A 17,169-nucleotide genomic window follows, 5' to 3' on the forward strand; every position below is an offset into this window, starting at 1 on the left:
CAGATTACAGTTGAGTGAAGATTTGGGATATTTCCCCGGGTTGCGGCTGGCGCCTTACCCGGGCTACCGGCCCACAGACGGTGGTGAACCCGTAGCCCCGGTAAGCGCAGCGCGACCGGGGGAAGCCTGGCAATGAACCCGGCAACCGGAGCAGATCGTAGCCCCGGTAAGCGTAGCGCGACCGGGGGGTTACTGGCGTTCGCCGCACAAAAAATCGTGAATTTCGCCACCCCAATTAACGGGATATAGATATAACCCGCGCCGTACATCCCGGTGAAAGGTTGAAAAAGGCCAATCACAAACCTGTCGTACCCAACCGTGTTTTACAGGATTAATGTAGGTGTAATCGATATGCCGGCGGTAGTCTTCTTCATCGCGGATTGCATGTTCCCAGAAACGCGGTTGCCAGACATTTTCTTGTTTTAATGCTTTGCTAAAGCAACCTTTTATGTCCCGCCATCTGGCGGAGAAATCGCTATCGTCTCCGGGTAATGTCCAGATGCAATGAAGATGTTCAGGAAGGATAACCCATGCATCAATGTAAAAGGGTTTTCGCCGTTTGATGGTGAGGATGGCGTGACGTAAAGTTCCGATGTGCTCGGTCAGAAGTCTGCTTTTTCGGTTTCGCAAATTAACTGTAAAAAACCAGGTTCCACCCTTCAGGTAATAACGACGGTAGGCCACCATGCAGCGCTCCTTTGCAAAAGATAACGTCTTAAGCGGCAGGGTAGAGTCGGGGTAACAGTGTGGCAAGAATCTAAAGAAAATGGTGGAAAGAGTCTCGCAACTTTTTGCAGCAGAGGAATTCCCCGGGTTGCGGCTGACGCCTTACCCGGGCTACCGGAGCAGGTTTGTAGCCCCGGTAAGCGTAGCGCGACCGGGGAACGGTAATAGCCGAATTAACGCAGGATTTTCTTTTCGGCGAGATCGAGGGCGAAGTAGCTGAAGATCAGATCCGCACCGGCGCGTTTAATCGCGCCGAGGCTTTCCAGCACCACTTTCTCTTCATCTATAGCGCCGGCCTGGGCGGCGAACTTAATCATCGCGTATTCACCGCTCACCTGGTACGCGCCGAGCGGCAGGTTGGTGCGCTCGCGCAGATCGCGCAGGATATCGAGATAGGGACCGGCCGGTTTGACCATCAGGCAGTCGGCGCCCTGGGCTTCGTCCAGCAGCGATTCGCGAATCGCTTCGCGGCGGTTCATCGGGCTCATCTGATAGGTTTTACGATCGCCTTTCAGCGCGGTACCCGCGGCTTCGCGGAACGGACCATAGAACGATGAAGCGAACTTAGTGGAGTAGGACATAATCGCCGTATCGGTAAATCCGGCGGCGTCCAGCGCCTGGCGAATGGCCTGCACCTGGCCGTCCATCGCGGCGGACGGGGCGATAAAATCCGCGCCTGCGGCAGCGGCGACCACCGCCTGCTTACCGAGGTTGCTAAGGGTTAAATCGTTATCGACACCGTGGTCGCACAGCACGCCGCAGTGGCCGTGGGAGGTGTATTCGCAGAAACAGGTGTCGGACATTACGATCATCTCCGGCACCGCCTCTTTACAGATGCGGGACATGCGCGCTACCAGGCCGTTTTCGTTCCAGGTATCGCTGCCAACGGCATCGGTATGATGGGAAATGCCGAAGGTCATCACCGAACGGATACCGGCGTTGGCAATGCGCTCGATTTCGCGCGCCAGGTGTCTTTCCGGAATACGCATCACGCCGGGCATCGCTTCGATGGCTTTGTAATCGTCGATTTCTTCTTCAACAAAGATCGGCAACACCAGGTCGTTCAAACTCAGTGTTGTCTCTTCAAACATGGCACGTAGCGAAGCGGACTTGCGCAGTCGGCGCGGGCGAGTGATTAAATCTGTCATGGTTTGCCTGATTTTGTGAAATGAAAAAAGCGAGTTTACCTCAATTGGCGGCGGGATGTTTCGCCAAAACGATCCTTATCTATCGTCGGCAAAACATCCCAACAGGTTACTGGCTGGCGGTCTCAATCCCGGGGCGGTCGCCGCTTAATTCGCTGACCAGCTCGTTGACGCCATCGCTCATGTTGTTGAAACGCGTCAATGAAGAGCGGGTGACCACCACAAAGGCGCCGACGTTAGCCTGCGGGTTCATCGCCATGTAGGTGATAAAACCGCCGCCGCCGCCGGTCTTCTGAATAATGCCCGGCTGGCCGTTTTTCGGCTTCATGTAGACCCAGCCGAGACCCAGCGCATCGGCTTTGCCCGGCACGTCCATCCCGATCACCCTCGTCAGCTGGCTGCGCTGATAAATGAGCGTCTGCATCCGGTCCGCCTGCTGCCCGCGGGTGAAGAAATCGGAAGAGAGGAACTGCTGCATCCAGCGCATCATATCGCCAGGCGTGGAGTAAACGCCGCCGCTGCCGATGGCCGCCAGCGTATTGTTGCACGGGCTGGCCCCTTTCTCCGGGATCATCAGGCGCCGGCACTGATCGGGCGAAGGCGTAAAGGTGGTGTCTTTCATCCCCAGCGGACGGGTAATCTGCTCTTCAAACAGCTGCGGCCAGGGCTTGCCCGCGGCGGTAGAGAGCGCATCGGCCAGTAAATCGAACGCCAGATTGGAATAGGCGGCCTGCGAACCCGGCGCGGCTTTTAACGTTGCCGTGGAGAGCCAGTTCCAGCGCTGCTGGCGCGTCGGCCAGACGAACACCGGACGATGCGCCGCGCCGCCGGGCTGCTCGCGCGGCAGGGCGCTGGTATGGGTCGCCAGATTCACCAGCGTAATGGGCGCTCCCTGATATGTCGGCACGCGCGCGCCCGGCGGAGCGTATTTGCTCAGCGGATCGTTGAGCTTCACCACGCCCTGGTCGAGAAGTTTGACCAGCATTTCGCTGGTCATCAGCTTGCTCAGGGAGGCGATGCGAATCACCGAATCGAGCTGCGGGTGCTCATTATTGCCCGGGCGCGTCTCGCCGAAGCTGCGGAATACGCGCTGGTTACCATCGATAACCACCAGCGCCATGCCGATCGCGCCGCTGCCGTAGTAGATATGGTTAGCGTAACGGTCGACAACATCCGCAGCGAATTCCGGGTCGACGCTCGGCTGCGCGGCCTGGGCCGATGTCAACGACGCCGCGCACAGCGCAGCAAAAATGAGCAGACTACGTTTCAACGGGGGCATCCATCATGGTGAAGAAAAATATAGAGCGTATTTATACTACGAAGCGCCGCCGAGCAAAGCGCTAATAACGCCATTCTGTGCGGAAAAACGTAACCTGGCGTAAAAAATCCTTTTTTTGCTTTCGGATAGCGGCTTTCGCCTGCGGGCGCGTATGATATTCGTTTTGGCTAAACATGGGTGGCAAGAGACGATGGCGGCGAAACGGGTAGTGATGGTAGTGGATATGCAAAACGGCGTTTTCGCGACGCCGCGTATTGAGCGCGAGCGCTGCGCGGCGCAAATTAACCGCCTGATAAACGCCGCGGATACCGTTATCTTCATTCAGCACTGCGAAGAGGGCGGTCTGGAAGAGGGGAGCGAAGGTTTTGCTTTGCTGCCTGAACTGCACCAGCCGGCAGGCGCGTTGTTCGTGACCAAGACCGCCTGCGACGCCTTTTACCGCACCCGCCTGGAAGAGGTGCTGCGCGAACATCACATCACGCAGTTTGTGATTTGCGGCTGCGCCACCGACTACTGCGTAGATACCACCATCAAAAACGGCGCCAGCCGGGGCTATGCGATTACCGTCGCTGAAGATGCCCATACCACAGCCAACCGCCCGGCGGCGCAGGCCGTCACGCTGATCGCCCACTACAACGAGGTGTGGCGTACGCTGACCGTTCCGGACAATCCTTTACAGGTGCAATCGACAGAAACAATTCTGAACGGATGGTCGGCGAACTAAGCTGCTGATATCCGGTCTCATCATCCGCCCACTTTGCTTCGCTGCGACGGCTTTGCGGCGGGCGTCTTTGTGGTACACAGCACAGCAAAACGAAAAAGAAGTTAGCAGGAGAGCATGATGTTTAAATCCTTTTTCCCCAAACCGGGGCCGTTTTTTATTTCTGCCTTTATCTGGTCGCTGCTGGCGGTGATCTTTTGGCAGGCGGGCGGCGGCGACTGGCTGCTGCGGGTCACCGGCGCATCTCAGGATGTGGCGATTAGCGCGGCGCGCTTTTGGTCGCTCAATTACCTGGTGTTCTACGCGTTCTACGTATTCTGCGTGGGCGTTTTCGCCCTCTTTTGGTTTATTTACAGCCCCCACCGCTGGCAGTACTGGTCGATCCTTGGCACCTCGCTGATTATTTTCGTCACCTGGTTTCTGGTCGAGGTTGGGGTGGCGATAAACGCCTGGTACGCCCCGTTCTACGATCTTATTCAGGCCGCGCTGGTGACGCCGCATAAGGTCAGCATTAACCAGTTTTATCAGGAGATTGGCATCTTTCTCGGCATCGCGCTTATCGCGGTGGTCATCGGGGTGATGAACAACTTCTTCGTCAGCCACTACGTTTTCCGCTGGCGTACCGCCATGAACGAACACTATATGGCGCACTGGCAGCATCTGCGCCATATCGAAGGCGCCGCGCAGCGTGTGCAGGAAGATACCATGCGCTTTGCTTCCACCCTGGAGAGCATGGGCGTCAGCTTCCTTAACGCGGTGATGACCCTTATCGCCTTCCTGCCGGTGCTGGTGACGCTCTCCGCGCACGTCCCGGATTTACCGATTGTCGGCCACCTGCCTTACGGCCTGGTGATTGCCGCCATCATCTGGTCGTTAATGGGTACCGGCCTGCTGGCGGTGGTGGGGATCAAGCTGCCCGGCCTGGAGTTCAAAAACCAGCGCGTTGAGGCCGCCTATCGTAAAGAGCTGGTGTACGGCGAAGATGACGCCAACCGCGCGACGCCGCCGACGGTGCGTGAGCTGTTTGGCGCCGTGCGCCGCAACTATTTCCGCCTCTATTTCCACTACATGTATTTCAATATCGCCCGTATTCTTTATCTGCAGGTGGATAACGTTTTCGGTTTGTTCCTGCTGTTTCCGTCGATTGTTGCCGGTACGATTACGCTGGGCCTGATGACCCAGATCACCAACGTCTTTGGCCAGGTTCGCGGTTCGTTCCAGTATCTGATTAGCTCATGGACTACACTGGTTGAGCTGATGTCTATCTACAAACGTCTGCGCAGCTTCGAGCGCGAGCTGGATGGCAAAGAGCTGCAGACCGTGACGCAAACATTAAGTTGATCAACGCAAGGATGAACCATGCCGGTAGCGCAATCCAGAATCACTTCTCTCACCCTGACGCTACTGGCAGGGATTGTCCTAAGCGCCTGCTCCAGCAAGCCGGAGCCGGAGCTGAAAAAGGGCGAAAAGGCGATTGATGTTGCCGCGGTGGTGCGGCAGAAAATGCCCGCCAGCGTGAAAGATCGCGAGGCATGGGCGCAGGCCATCGCCAAAACCTTTGCCAGCCAGAAGCTGGCGCCGACGGAAGAGAACGTCTGTTCGGTGCTGGCGGTGGCGCAGCAGGAGTCCAACTATCAGGCCGACCCGGCGGTGCCGGGGCTGAATAAAATCGCCTGGCAGGAGATTGACCGCCGGGCGGAGAAAATGCATATCCCGGTTTTTCTGGTGCATACCGCGCTGAAAATCAAATCGCCCAACGGCAAAAGCTATAGCGAACGCCTCGATAGCGTGAAAACCGAAAAGCAGCTGAGCGCGATTTTCGATGATTTTATCGGCATGGTGCCGATGGGGCAGAAGCTGTTCGGCTCGCTGAACCCGGTGCATACCGGCGGCCCGATGCAGGTCAGCATCGCCTTCGCCGAGCAGCATACCGACGGCTACCCGTGGAAAATCGACGGTACCGTGCGCCAGGAGGTGTTCAGCCTGCGCGGCGGTCTGTGGTTCGGCACCTATCATCTGTTGAATTATCCGGCGAACTACAGCGTGCCGCTGTACCGTTTTGCCGATTTCAACGCCGGATGGTACGCCAGCCGTAACGCCGCCTTCCAGAACGCCGTCTCTAAAGCGACGGGCGTGAAGCTGGCGCTGGATGGCGATTTGATTCGCTACGATAGCGACGAGGCCGGAACCACCGAACTGGCGGTGCGTCGGTTATCCTCACAGCTGGCAATGAGCGATGATGATATCCATCGTCAGTTAAAGAAGGGCGATACCCTGGCGTTTGAAGAGAGCGATCTCTATAAGCAGGTGTTTCGCATTGCCGATAAGAAAGCCGGCAAAACGCTCCCGCGGGAGGTGCTGCCGGGCATTCAGCTTGAGAGCCCGAAAATCACCCGTAACCTGACGACCGCCTGGTTTGCCAAACGCGTTGACGACCGGCGGGCCAGCTGTATGGCGCGCCGTTAGCGGCGGCTGCGCCAGCGGAATATCAGCCCAGGAATACCAATGAGCACGCAGCCCGCCAGGAAGGGAATCAGGCCGAACAGGGTACCGACCACCAGGCTAATCTCGACCCGCGGGCGGCTGCTGTCCTGCATTTGAATCAGATGCTCAAAAACGCCGGGCGCGTGGATCAGCATACTCAGCATTTGCGCACCGGCCCAGAAGCAAAACAGCACAAACAGAGCGTAAGCGATGTTGCTGCCGGTGAGAGAGCCCCTCTTTTTGCCGCCGTTGACGGTCTTTGCAAAGGTGAACTCTGCCATCTTGACCTCCGTACTTCACTTTCTTGCCGTTTTTTCCACGGCGACGTAGAGGGTAATTCTGGCAACGAAGGGGGGATTTCAGTATCAGATTGCTGGTAATTTCCGCCCAGGAATATTCCTGATTTCATCGGGTTGTGAGTTTGCTACAAATTTGTGAAATTTAGACCGATATCGCAATGTGCGACAATTCTCAACGCCGCTACAGACCCGCGGTGGCGGCTATGCGAAGATGCTTTTTTTGTTGTCGGAGTGGTTATGAAACTCACGGAAAAAATCCGCCGAGATTGGCACTACTACGCGGTAGCGCTGGGGTTAATTTTTATTATGAATGGCGTGGTCGGGCTGCTCGGGTATGAAACCGAAGGCTGGCGTTCTTACGCGGTTGGGCTGGTGACGTGGGTCATTAGCTTCTGGATTGCCGGGTTTATTATTCGCCGCCGCCCGGCAGAGGAAGCGTGAACCGGAGGTGGTGAACCCGTAGCCCGGCTAAGCGCAGCGCGAGCCGGGAAGATTCCGGGCTGATACATCAACCCCGGCGCACTCCCCGGGTCGCGGCCTAAACGCTTACCCGGGCTTAATTCATCGATGTTTTCAGCGCCCGATCGGCGGCGTGACGCTCAAGCGCCAGCTCAATCAGGCGGCTAATCAGGCTGGTATAGTCCAGACCGCTGGCCTGCCATAGCTTCGGATACATGCTGATGTTGGTGAAGCCCGGCAGCGTATTGATTTCGTTAATCACCACGTCGTTATCGGCGGTCAGGAACACATCGACGCGCGCCATCCCGCAGCAGCCGAGGGTCTGATAGGCGCGAACGGCGATATCGCGAATTTTATCGTTTACATCGCTGTCGATGGCCGCCGGAACCACCACCTTCGCGCCCTGATCGTCAATGTACTTGGTGTCATAGGCGTAGAATTCGCTGTTGAGGACGATTTCACCGCAGGTGCTGGCCTGGGGATTATCGTTGCCCAATACCGCGCACTCGATCTCACGCCCTTTAATCCCCTGTTCAACCACCACTTTATGGTCAAATTCGAAGGCCAGGGCGACGGCCTGCTGATACTGCTCTTCGCTGTTGACCTTGCTGACGCCCACCGAGGAGCCCTGGTTCGCCGGTTTGACGAACAGCGGCATGCCCAGCTTCGCCTGCACTTCGGCAAAGCTCACCTGATGACGGTTGGCGCGGGTCAGGGTAATAAAAGGCGCAATCGACAGCCCGGCATCGCGCAGCAGACGCTTGGTCACGTCTTTGTCCATGCAGGCGGCGGAGCCGAGGACGTCGGAGCCGACGAAGGGCAGGTTAGCCATCCGCAGCATACCCTGCAGAGAACCATCTTCCCCAAGGGTGCCGTGAACAATCGGGAAAATGACGTCGATGGCCGCCAGCGGCTGGCCGCTATCGGCGTTAATCAGCTGCTGCGCTTCGCGTCCGGGAATTTGCGCCAGGGTAATATCGGATGGGCGCAGGGCAATATGGGCGGGGTCCTGCGGATTGAGCAGATAGTTGCTGGCGTCGTTGATATGCCACTGCCCCTGCTTATCAATCCCCAGCAAAACGACGTCGAAGCGCGTTTTGTCGATGGCTTCCACGATATTTTTCGCTGACTGTAGCGATACTTCATGTTCTGCCGACTTACCGCCGAAAACGATCCCAACCCTCATCTTAGCCATTTCAACTTCCATCATGATTACATCAAAGGGCATAACATAGCATGTGAAACGGCCGCCTGGCTGCCATAATATTCACCGGGTAAAGCATTGGGAGGCAGCGCGTGAAAGGAAAAGGGCTTATCGTTCTGTTGGCGCTGCTGGCGGCCGGATATTACGGCTATCGTTATCTTCCCGCGCACTATAACCCGCTGGCGCCGCTGCGTCTGGAGGATCCGCCGGGGTTCATCACCCACTATAAGCTGCGGCGATTGACGCCCGGACAGTGCGCCAACCTGCTGAAGGAAGCGAATCAGCGAAATCTCATCACCAGCCGGGCGGTGGCCGATAGCGGGGGAGAGTGCCCCCTGCAAAACGTGGTTCGGGTACGCGATTTTGGCGCGGTAAAGCTTAGCAGCAGCTTCCTCGCCAGCTGCCCGCTGGCGTTAAGCAGCGCGCTGTATCTGCAACAGCAGGCGAAACCGCTGACTCGGCGGATGCTGGGGCAAGAGCTCCGCCAGGTCGACCATTTTGGCAGCTATGCCTGCCGTAATATTTACCATCGTCAGAACGCGCGGCGCAGCGAGCACGCTACCGCGGAGGCGCTGGATATCAGCGGCTTTCGTTTGGCCGATGGCCGACGCATCAGCGTGCTGAAAGGGTGGCCCGATGCGCAGTATCACCCCTGGCTACAGGCGTTACTGGCCGGCGGTTGCAGCTATTACGGCAACGCTTTAGGGCCGGACTATAACGCGGCCCATGCGAACCATTTTCACCTCGGTATGCGCGGCCAGGGGTTCTGTTTCTGAGCATAACTCGCTGTATACCACGCTTTTCACCATGAAATTATTCGCAATAGGGCAATCTGGTGTCATAAAACACTAAACTCGCCGTCAGCGCATCTCTGGTAGTACGTCGGACAGGGGAAATTGCTAAGCTAGTTAATAATTGCCAAAAAATTAATGAATACGCGTAGTTATGGAATCCTGGAAGGTTAATCTTATCTCCGTCTGGTTTGGCTGTTTTTTTACCGGCCTGGCCATCAGCCAAATTCTTCCCTTTTTGCCGCTGTACGTTTCCCAACTGGGCGTGACCTCGCATGAAGCGTTATCCATGTGGTCGGGCCTGACGTTTAGCGTCACTTTTCTGGTGTCGGCGATTGTCTCGCCGATGTGGGGGAGCCTCGCCGACCGCAAAGGGCGCAAGCTGATGCTGCTGCGCGCCTCGCTGGGGATGGCCATCGCCATTTTACTTCAGGCGTTCGCCACCAACGTCTGGCAGCTGTTTATCCTGCGCGCGGTGATGGGACTGACTTCCGGCTATATTCCCAACGCCATGGCGCTGGTGGCGTCTCAGGTTCCGCGCGAGCGTAGCGGCTGGGCGCTGAGCACGCTGTCGACGGCGCAGATCAGCGGCGTGATTGGCGGGCCGCTGCTCGGCGGTTTCCTGGCCGACCACGTCGGTTTGCGCGCCGTATTTATCATCACCGCGATTTTGCTGACCGTAAGCTTCCTGGTGACGCTGTTTCTGATTAAAGAGGGCGCCCGGCCGCAGGTCACGAGGGCGGAGCGGCTGAGCGGCAAGGCGGTATTTGCCTCGCTGCCCTATCCGGGACTGGTGATCAGCCTGTTTTTCACCACTCTGGTGATCCAACTTTGCAACGGCTCAATCGGCCCGATTCTGGCGCTGTTTATCAAGTCGATGGCGCCGGATAGCAATAACATCGCCTTTCTCGCCGGCATGATCGCCGCCGTGCCGGGCGTGTCGGCGCTGATTTCGGCTCCCCGTCTGGGGAAACTGGGCGACAGGATCGGCACCTCGCGGATCCTGCTGGCGACGCTGTGCTGCGCGGTGGTGATGTTCTTTGCCATGTCGTTCGTTACCACCCCATTCCAGCTTGGCGTCCTGCGTTTCCTGCTCGGTTTTGCCGATGGGGCGATGCTGCCGGCGGTGCAAACGCTTCTGCTCAAATACTGCAGCGACAGCGTCACCGGGCGTATTTTCGGCTATAACCAGTCGTTTATGTATCTTGGCAACGTGGCCGGGCCGCTGATCGGCGCGTCGGTCTCGGCCATGGCCGGCTTCCGCTGGGTGTTTATCGCGACGGCGGTTATTGTCCTGATCAATATCTGGCAGCTGGCCATTATGCTGCGCCGCAGCCGCCGTCCTGCGGCTTAATTCCGCTCTTTCTCCTCGGCCGCGATGGATGCGACAGCGTCAGTAGCGGCCTCGGTGTTCCTTAAGCTTTAAATGTATCACCGATCACAAAACGATCATTTTCCCCTCTCATCCTCTTCTATTCCTGACTGTTACGCGTATACAGTTACGCGTAACAGTTATTGAAAAAGAGGTTTTATGCGAAATTTATTTGATTTGTCAGGGAAGCGCGCGCTGATCACCGGATCCGCTCAGGGGATTGGCCATCTGCTGGCCGGCGGCCTGGCGGAGTACGGCGCGGAGATCATCATCAACGACCGCACCCAGGCGCGCGCGGACCAGGCGGCGCAGGCGCTGGTGGCGCAGGGTTTTCATGCGGTAGGGGTCGCCTTTGATGTCACCCGGGCGGCGCAGGTCGAGCAGGCGATAGCCCGCATCGAAGAGGAGATCGGCGCCATTGATATTTTAATTAATAACGCCGGAATCCAGCGGCGTTTCCCTTTTACCGAATTTCCGGAGGAGGAGTGGGATAACGTTATTGAGGTCAATCAGAAGGGCGTTTTCCTGGTTTCACAGCAGGTGGCGAAATATATGATGGGCCGCCGCGCGGGGAAAATAATTAATATTTGCTCAATGCAGAGCGAGCTGGGGCGTAAAACCATTACGCCTTATGCGGCCTCGAAAGGGGCGGTTAAAATGCTGACTCGCGGCATGTGCGTTGAGCTGGCCGAATATAATATTCAGGTTAACGGTATCGCGCCGGGATATTTTGCCACCGACATGACGGCCGCCCTGGTCAACGATGAGGCGTTTTCCGCCTGGCTGTACCAGCGTACCCCGGCGGCGCGCTGGGGAAAACCGGAAGAACTGATTGGTGCCGCGGTATATCTGGCCTCGTCGGCGGCAAACTTTGTTAACGGTCATTTGCTGTTTGTGGACGGCGGAATGCTTGCCGCTGTCTGAATCACTTCGCGTCCTTCGGGCAGCAGCGTGCCCGCACTACCTGAAGGACAGAGTATTAAACCCGTGTGATGATATTGATATCTGAGGAGTGCTTATGCACATGCTCGCGAAATTACCCGCGCGTCGCTGGTGGTATTTAATGCCGATTATATTTATTACCTATAGTCTGGCCTACCTTGACCGTGCGAATTATGGTTTTGCCGCTGCTGCGGGAATTGAAAGCGATTTGGGTATTACCAAAGGAACGGCATCGCTTATTGGCGCGCTATTTTTTCTCGGCTATTTCTTTTTCCAGGTACCCGGCGCGATATATGCGGTAAAACGCAGCGTGCGAAAAATGATTTTCTTTAGCCTGATTTTATGGGGATTCTGCGCGGCGGCGACCGGGTTCGTCAGCAATATTCCGATGCTGATGGCGATTCGCTTTACCCTTGGCGTGGTTGAGGCGGCGGTGATGCCGGCGATGCTGATTTATATCAGCAACTGGTTTACTAAAACCGAGCGTTCGCGCGCCAACACGTTCCTGATCCTCGGAAACCCGGTAACGGTGCTGTGGATGTCCATCGTTTCCGGCTACCTGATTCAGGCGTGGGGCTGGCGCGAAATGTTTATCATCGAAGGCATTCCGGCGGTACTGTGGGCGGTATGCTGGTGGATACTGGTGCGCGATAAACCATCCGAGGTTTCCTGGCTGAACGAGCAGGAAAAAGAGACCCTGCAGAAGGTGATGGACAGCGAGCAGAGTCATATCAAGCCGGTGCGCAACTACGGTGAAGCGCTGCGCTCGCGCAATGTGATCATGCTCTGCGCCGTGCACGCGCTGTGGAGCATCGGCGTGTACGGCTTCATGATGTGGATGCCGTCGATTCTGAAGAACGCCGCGCAGATGGATATCGTGGCGGTGGGCTGGCTGGCGGCGGTGCCGTACCTGGCGGCAATTATGCTGATGCTGACGGTCTCCTGGCTGTCGGATAAGTGCCAGAATCGTAAACTGTTTATTTGGCCGTTATTGCTGATTGCCGCTATCGCTTTCTTTGGCTCCTGGCTGGTGGGCAACCAGGCGTTCTGGCTCTCCTATGCGCTACTGGTCATTGCCGCGGCCTGCATGTATGCGCCGTATGGGCCGTTCTTCGCGCTTATTCCTGAACTGCTGCCGCGCAACGTTTCCGGCGTATCGATGGGCTTAATCAACAGCTTTGGCGCGCTCGGCGCTTTCCTCGGCGCGTGGCTGGTGGGGTACCTCAACGGGATTACCGGCGGGCCGGGGGTTTCCTATACCTTTATGGCTGTCGCGCTGCTGTCCTCCGTCGTGCTGATGTACAACGTGCGCGCTAACCCGCAACCCGTCTCCCCGGTGACGGCAAAAAAGGTTGCCGGCTAACATAAACCGCCGCTGGTGTGGTAAGGTTCTCTGCGAGCATAAAAGTCGCTTGTCGTAGAGAACCTGATGAAAAACAACCGGATGACATTGCAGGATATCGCCAACCTGGCGGGGCTGAATAAAATGACGGTCAGCCGTTATTTACGTGACCCCGGCCAGGTTTCTGAGCGCAGCCGTGAGCTGATTTCAAAGGTCATGGAAGAGAACAACTATATCCCTAACCGCGCCCCGGAAATCCTGCTTAACGCCCGGAGTAAAACGATTGGCGTGCTTATTCCCTCCTTCCGCAACCAGATTTTTGCCGATGTGCTGGCCGGCATTGAGTCGGTGACCTCCGCGCACCAGTATCAGACCCTGATTGCCAACTACGAATATGACCCGCAGCGCGAAGAGCGCGAAGTGCTCAATCTGCTCTCTTATAATATCGATGGGCTGATTTTGACCGGGAAGCAGCACAGCGATCGCATGGTGCAGTACGTGCGCGCCAGCGGTATCCCCGTCGCTGAACTGATGGACTACGGCGGCCAGCAGCTGGATATCCAGGTGGGGTTCGATAACGAAAAGGCGGCGTGGGATATGACTCATGCTTTTCTTGAGAGCGGCAAACGGGCGATCGCCTTTTTTGGTTCAATGGACGATCCCCGCGATTTAAGCCGCTTCCGCGGCACCGAGCTGGCGCTGGCGGAGCACGGCCTGAAGGCGTATCACATGGCGCCGCGGACCATCTCCTCGGTTGCGCTTGGCCGGCAGATGTTCCTGCAGATGCAGAAGACGCGCCCGGATATTGACGCCATTTTTTGTACCAACGACGATCTGGCGGTGGGGGTGCTGCTCGAGTGCCAGGCGCAGGGGAAAGCCGTTCCGCAGGAGATCGCCATCGCCGGTTTTCACGGGCTGGAAATTGGCCGTGCGCGGCTGCAAAAAATAGCCAGCGTCATTACCCCACGTTATGAAATCGGTAAAACGGCGAGCGAAATACTTATTGCGCGCCTGACCGGTAAAGACGCGCCGGACAGCGTGAATCTGGCCTACCAGATATATTATGGCGATACGTTATAGTTATCGATAGAATAGCGATATTCCATTTTATTCTTATTTGTTAAAGTTGGTTATGATGCTTATTAATCCGCATTGAGTAAATTCCTGGCGGGTGGCATGCAAAGAGCAAAACGTTTCGCTTGTTATTCACCGGCGTGGCGAACTTTTTTAAAAAATAATAGTGGCAACCGACGGCTAATGTATGACATAAATAGCAGACTACGGACCTCGCATAAGGATAAAGTGCTGTGAAGAATCTCATTGCTGAGCTACTGGTAAAACTCGCCCAAAAGGAAGAAGAATCGAAGGAGCTGACGGCCCAGGTTGAGGCGCTGGAAGTGGTGGTGACCGCTCTGCTACGTCACATGGAGCAGGACGCCCAGCAGGCGCTCATCACCGATATTGAGCAGGCCATCGATGAGGCCAGCCCCGGCCCGCTGGTGGATGACCGCGATACCCAGCTCCTGCAGCAATATATAAAGAAGCTGTTACGGCATCCTCGTAGCTAGTTTTGTGACAGGGTATGGATGCTGTCATTTTACTGTCACATCGCTTTTATACAGTCTCCCTCGTTTTGTTTTTTAAAGTATTTTTTACACGGAGACGATAAAAGTGAAATTAAGCGCCCTGTTTATTGCCCTGCTGCCTCTGCTGGGCTCCCCGATTATTCACGCAGAAACAACAACCGCACCGGTTCTGGAAAATCGTGCCGCGCAGGGCGATATCACCACGCCGGGCGGCGCGCGTCGTTTAAGCGGTGACCAGACCGAGGCGCTGCGCGCTTCGTTAATCAATAAACCGGCTAAAAATATTATTTTGCTGATTGGCGACGGAATGGGCGATTCTGAAATCACCGCCGCGCGAAATTATGCAGAAGGGGCGGGCGGCTTCTTTAAAGGCATTGACGCGCTGCCGCTGACCGGCCAGTACACCCATTATTCTCTGGATAAGAAAACCGGCAAGCCGGATTATGTCACCGACTCCGCCGCTTCCGCAACGGCCTGGACCACCGGCGTGAAAAGCTATAACGGCGCGCTGGGCGTGGATATCCATGAAAAAGATCATCAGACCATCCTTGAGCTGGCGAAAGCGGCGGGCTTAGCTACCGGTAACGTCTCCACGGCGGAATTGCAGGACGCCACTCCCGCTGCGCTGGTGGCGCATGTGACGTCGCGTAAATGCTACGGCCCGAGCGTGACCAGCGAAAAATGCGCCAGCAACGCGCTGGAAAAGGGCGGTAAAGGTTCGATTACCGAACAGCTGCTGAACGCCCGTCCCGACGTAACACTGGGCGGCGGCGCGAAAACCTTCGCGGAAAGCGCGACGGCCGGTGAATGGCAGGGCAAAACGCTGCACGATCAGGCGGTAGCCCGCGGCTACCAGATCGTCACCGACGCCAGCTCGCTGGCCGCCATTAGCCAGGCCAATCAGGACAAACCGCTGCTCGGTCTCTTCGCGGAAGGCAATATGCCGGTGCGTTGGGAAGGCCCAAAGGCGTCTTATCACGGCAATATCGATAAGGCGGCGGTGACCTGTACGCCGAACCCGAAACGCGATGCATCGGTGCCGACGCTGGCGCAGATGACCGAAAAAGCCATCGATCTGCTGAGCAGCAATGAGAAGGGGTTCTTCCTGCAGGTGGAAGGTGCTTCTATCGATAAACAGGATCACGCGGCGAATCCGTGCGGTCAGATTGGCGAGACCGTCGATCTGGACGAAGCGGTACAGAAGGCGCTGGAATTTGCCAAAAAAGAGGGCAATACCCTGGTTATCGTCACCGCCGACCACGCTCACGCCAGCCAGATTATCCCGGCAGATACCAAAGCGCCGGGCCTGACGCAGGCGCTGAACACCAAAGATGGTTCGGTGATGGTGATGAGCTACGGCAACTCTGAAGAAGAGTCGATGGAACATACCGGCACCCAGCTGCGTATTGCCGCCTACGGCCCGCACGCGGCCAACGTGGTGGGTTTAACCGACCAGACGGACCTGTTCTACACCATGAAAGCCGCACTTAATCTGAAATAACCGGGCGCCGGTGATGAATTTTCGTTACCGGCTGGTTTTTTCTCCATCAGCGACCAGACTTACAGAGATCCACTCATAGAGGATGGTGCGATGAAGATAACATTACTTGTGACCCTACTTTTTGGCCTGGTATTTATGACAGCGGTGAGTGCCGCGGAAAAAGAGTTGACCCCTCAGCAGCAAAAGATGAGCGTCTGCAATAAAGAAGCGTCATCGAAGTCGCTGAAAGGGGATGAGCGTAAAACGTTTATGAGTAGCTGCCTGAAGAAAGATGGCGCCGCGCAGGACGGTAAGGGGCTAACGCCTCAGCAGCAGAAAATGCGCGAGTGTAACGCTCAGGCGACCCAGCAGTCCCTGAAAGGGGACGATCGCAGCAAATTTATGAGCGCCTGCCTGAAAAAACAGGTGTAAGAAATGGGCGGGTGAGGGAAACCTCACCCGCTATTCGCTATTGCAATCAGGAACGGCTCAGCTTCTCTGATTTCTCCATGCATTTCACCATCGCTTCGATGACGGCGGAACGGAAGCCTTTCTCTTCCAGCACGCGCACGGCTTCGATGGTGGTGCCGCCGGGTGAACACACCATATCCTTCAGCGTTCCCGGATGCTCGCCGCTTTCGAGTACCATTTTGGCCGAGCCCATCACCGCCTGCGCCGCGAATTTATAAGCCTGCGCGCGGGGCATTCCGCCAAGCACAGCGGCGTCGGCCATCGCTTCGATAAACATAAAGACGTAAGCCGGCGCGGAGCCGCTGACGCCGACCACCGGATGAATCATCGGCTCAGCAATGATTTCCGCCTGACCAAAGCAGCGGAATATGGTCAGGATCTCCGCGGTTTCTTCGGCGCTGACCAGCGCATTCGGCGTGACCGACGTCATCCCCGCGTTGACCAGCGAAGGCGTGTTGGGCATCGCGCGGACTATTTTGCGGTCATGGCCTAAGGCGCGCGCCAGCTGGTCGAGCGTCACGCCCGCGGCGATAGAAACCACCAGAGAGTCTTTATTCAGGCTGGAGGCGACGTCGCTGAGCACTTTTACCATCACGCCCGGCTTTACGGCGCCAAAAACGATATCCGCCACCTGAGCCACTTCCTGCGCGCTTTGCGCCGCATTAATGCCGTATTGGTCGTGCAGGGCCGCCACTTTATCCGGCGACGGGGTATAGACCCAGATTTGACCCGGCTGCACCTGCCCGCTGGCGATCAGGCCGCCCAGGATGGCCTTGCCCATGTTGCCGCAGCCGATAAAGCCGATTTTCTTCTCCATCACCAATCCCCTTTGTTTGTTTTATCGTTAGCGATATAGCTTAACATCTTG

General features: G+C 56.8%; 18 protein-coding genes. 12 read left to right on the forward strand and 6 right to left on the reverse strand.

From position 1 onward, the window contains the following. Window positions 1–189 precede the first annotated feature (189 nt). From ABLU88_RS24090 to ampH, 3 genes are all read right to left on the reverse strand, one after another. Window positions 190–687 (reverse strand): transposase, encoded by a 498-nt coding sequence (locus ABLU88_RS24090; protein ID WP_325934743.1) that lies wholly within the window; start codon window positions 685–687, stop codon window positions 190–192. 212 nt (window positions 688–899) lie between these two features. After that, window positions 900–1,874 (reverse strand): porphobilinogen synthase, encoded by a 975-nt coding sequence (gene hemB, locus ABLU88_RS24095; protein WP_014228129.1) that lies wholly within the window; start codon window positions 1,872–1,874, stop codon window positions 900–902. A 106-nt stretch (window positions 1,875–1,980) separates the two neighbouring features. Continuing rightward, window positions 1,981–3,141 (reverse strand): D-alanyl-D-alanine-carboxypeptidase/endopeptidase AmpH, encoded by a 1,161-nt coding sequence (ampH, locus tag ABLU88_RS24100; RefSeq protein ID WP_014837555.1) that lies wholly within the window; start codon window positions 3,139–3,141, stop codon window positions 1,981–1,983. A 220-nt stretch (window positions 3,142–3,361) separates the two neighbouring features. Here ampH and ABLU88_RS24105 point away from each other — a divergent pair, with 220 nt between their 5' ends. The 3 genes from ABLU88_RS24105 to ABLU88_RS24115 all read left to right on the forward strand — a co-directional run bounded on the left by ABLU88_RS24105 (window position 3,362) and on the right by ABLU88_RS24115 (window position 6,337). Beyond that, window positions 3,362–3,874: an isochorismatase family protein gene (locus tag ABLU88_RS24105; RefSeq protein WP_162557351.1), complete on the forward strand. Its 513-nt coding sequence runs from the start codon at window positions 3,362–3,364 to the stop codon at window positions 3,872–3,874. 117 nt (window positions 3,875–3,991) lie between these two features. Next, window positions 3,992–5,212: a peptide antibiotic transporter SbmA gene (gene sbmA, locus ABLU88_RS24110; RefSeq protein ID WP_348838246.1), complete on the forward strand. Its 1,221-nt coding sequence runs from the start codon at window positions 3,992–3,994 to the stop codon at window positions 5,210–5,212. 18 nt (window positions 5,213–5,230) lie between these two features. Continuing rightward, on the forward strand, window positions 5,231–6,337 hold the full coding sequence (locus ABLU88_RS24115) for a DUF1615 domain-containing protein (RefSeq protein ID WP_025107198.1): 1,107 nt from the start codon (window positions 5,231–5,233) through the stop codon (window positions 6,335–6,337). Here the strand turns inward: ABLU88_RS24115 and ABLU88_RS24120 are convergent. Next, window positions 6,334–6,636, reverse strand: a complete 303-nt coding sequence (locus ABLU88_RS24120) for a DUF2755 family protein (RefSeq protein ID WP_009653569.1) — start codon at window positions 6,634–6,636, stop codon at window positions 6,334–6,336. The two genes, ABLU88_RS24115 and ABLU88_RS24120, sit on opposite strands and share 4 nt — an antisense overlap. A 255-nt stretch (window positions 6,637–6,891) precedes the next feature. On the opposite strand from ABLU88_RS24120, the gene ABLU88_RS24125 reads away from it, so the two are divergent. Next, window positions 6,892–7,095: a DUF2754 family protein gene (locus ABLU88_RS24125; protein WP_004132489.1), complete on the forward strand. Its 204-nt coding sequence runs from the start codon at window positions 6,892–6,894 to the stop codon at window positions 7,093–7,095. A gap of 115 nt (window positions 7,096–7,210) precedes the next feature. On the opposite strand, the gene ddlA is transcribed toward ABLU88_RS24125, so the two are convergent. Further along, complete coding sequence (ddlA, locus tag ABLU88_RS24130) at window positions 7,211–8,308, reverse strand: D-alanine--D-alanine ligase (protein WP_033836946.1); 1,098 nt, start codon at window positions 8,306–8,308, stop codon at window positions 7,211–7,213. A gap of 101 nt (window positions 8,309–8,409) precedes the next feature. Between ddlA and ABLU88_RS24135 the strand changes: the two genes are divergently transcribed. From ABLU88_RS24135 to psiF, 8 genes are all read left to right on the forward strand, one after another. After that, complete coding sequence (locus tag ABLU88_RS24135) at window positions 8,410–9,093, forward strand: extensin family protein (RefSeq protein WP_014228135.1); 684 nt, start codon at window positions 8,410–8,412, stop codon at window positions 9,091–9,093. Window positions 9,094–9,262: 169 nt separating this feature from the next. Next, window positions 9,263–10,462, forward strand: coding sequence for a multidrug efflux MFS transporter (locus ABLU88_RS24140; RefSeq protein ID WP_014228136.1), 1,200 nt, complete (start codon window positions 9,263–9,265; stop codon window positions 10,460–10,462). A gap of 177 nt (window positions 10,463–10,639) precedes the next feature. Next, the gene (idnO, locus tag ABLU88_RS24145; RefSeq protein WP_014228137.1) at window positions 10,640–11,404 is read left to right on the forward strand and encodes a gluconate 5-dehydrogenase; all 765 of its coding nucleotides are present in this window, start codon (window positions 10,640–10,642) and stop codon (window positions 11,402–11,404) included. Between the two features lie 94 nt (window positions 11,405–11,498). Then, complete coding sequence (locus tag ABLU88_RS24150; protein ID WP_172868559.1) at window positions 11,499–12,785, forward strand: MFS transporter; 1,287 nt, start codon at window positions 11,499–11,501, stop codon at window positions 12,783–12,785. 66 nt (window positions 12,786–12,851) lie between these two features. Next, window positions 12,852–13,844, forward strand: coding sequence for a substrate-binding domain-containing protein (locus ABLU88_RS24155; protein WP_014228139.1), 993 nt, complete (start codon window positions 12,852–12,854; stop codon window positions 13,842–13,844). A gap of 227 nt (window positions 13,845–14,071) precedes the next feature. After that, window positions 14,072–14,332, forward strand: a complete 261-nt coding sequence (iraP, locus tag ABLU88_RS24160; RefSeq protein ID WP_004848155.1) for an anti-adapter protein IraP — start codon at window positions 14,072–14,074, stop codon at window positions 14,330–14,332. Window positions 14,333–14,429: 97 nt separating this feature from the next. Continuing rightward, complete coding sequence (phoA, locus tag ABLU88_RS24165) at window positions 14,430–15,851, forward strand: alkaline phosphatase (protein WP_172868565.1); 1,422 nt, start codon at window positions 14,430–14,432, stop codon at window positions 15,849–15,851. A 90-nt stretch (window positions 15,852–15,941) separates the two neighbouring features. Further along, window positions 15,942–16,262, forward strand: a complete 321-nt coding sequence (gene psiF, locus ABLU88_RS24170) for a phosphate starvation-inducible protein PsiF (protein WP_004132478.1) — start codon at window positions 15,942–15,944, stop codon at window positions 16,260–16,262. Window positions 16,263–16,308: 46 nt separating this feature from the next. Here psiF and proC read toward each other — a convergent pair whose 3' ends face one another. Beyond that, on the reverse strand, window positions 16,309–17,118 hold the full coding sequence (gene proC / locus ABLU88_RS24175) for a pyrroline-5-carboxylate reductase (protein WP_004848157.1): 810 nt from the start codon (window positions 17,116–17,118) through the stop codon (window positions 16,309–16,311). Window positions 17,119–17,169 lie beyond the last annotated feature (51 nt).

The organism is Klebsiella sp. GW_Kp182 (genome assembly GCF_040062275.1).
Taxonomy (GTDB): Bacteria; Pseudomonadota; Gammaproteobacteria; order Enterobacterales; family Enterobacteriaceae; genus Klebsiella; species Klebsiella michiganensis.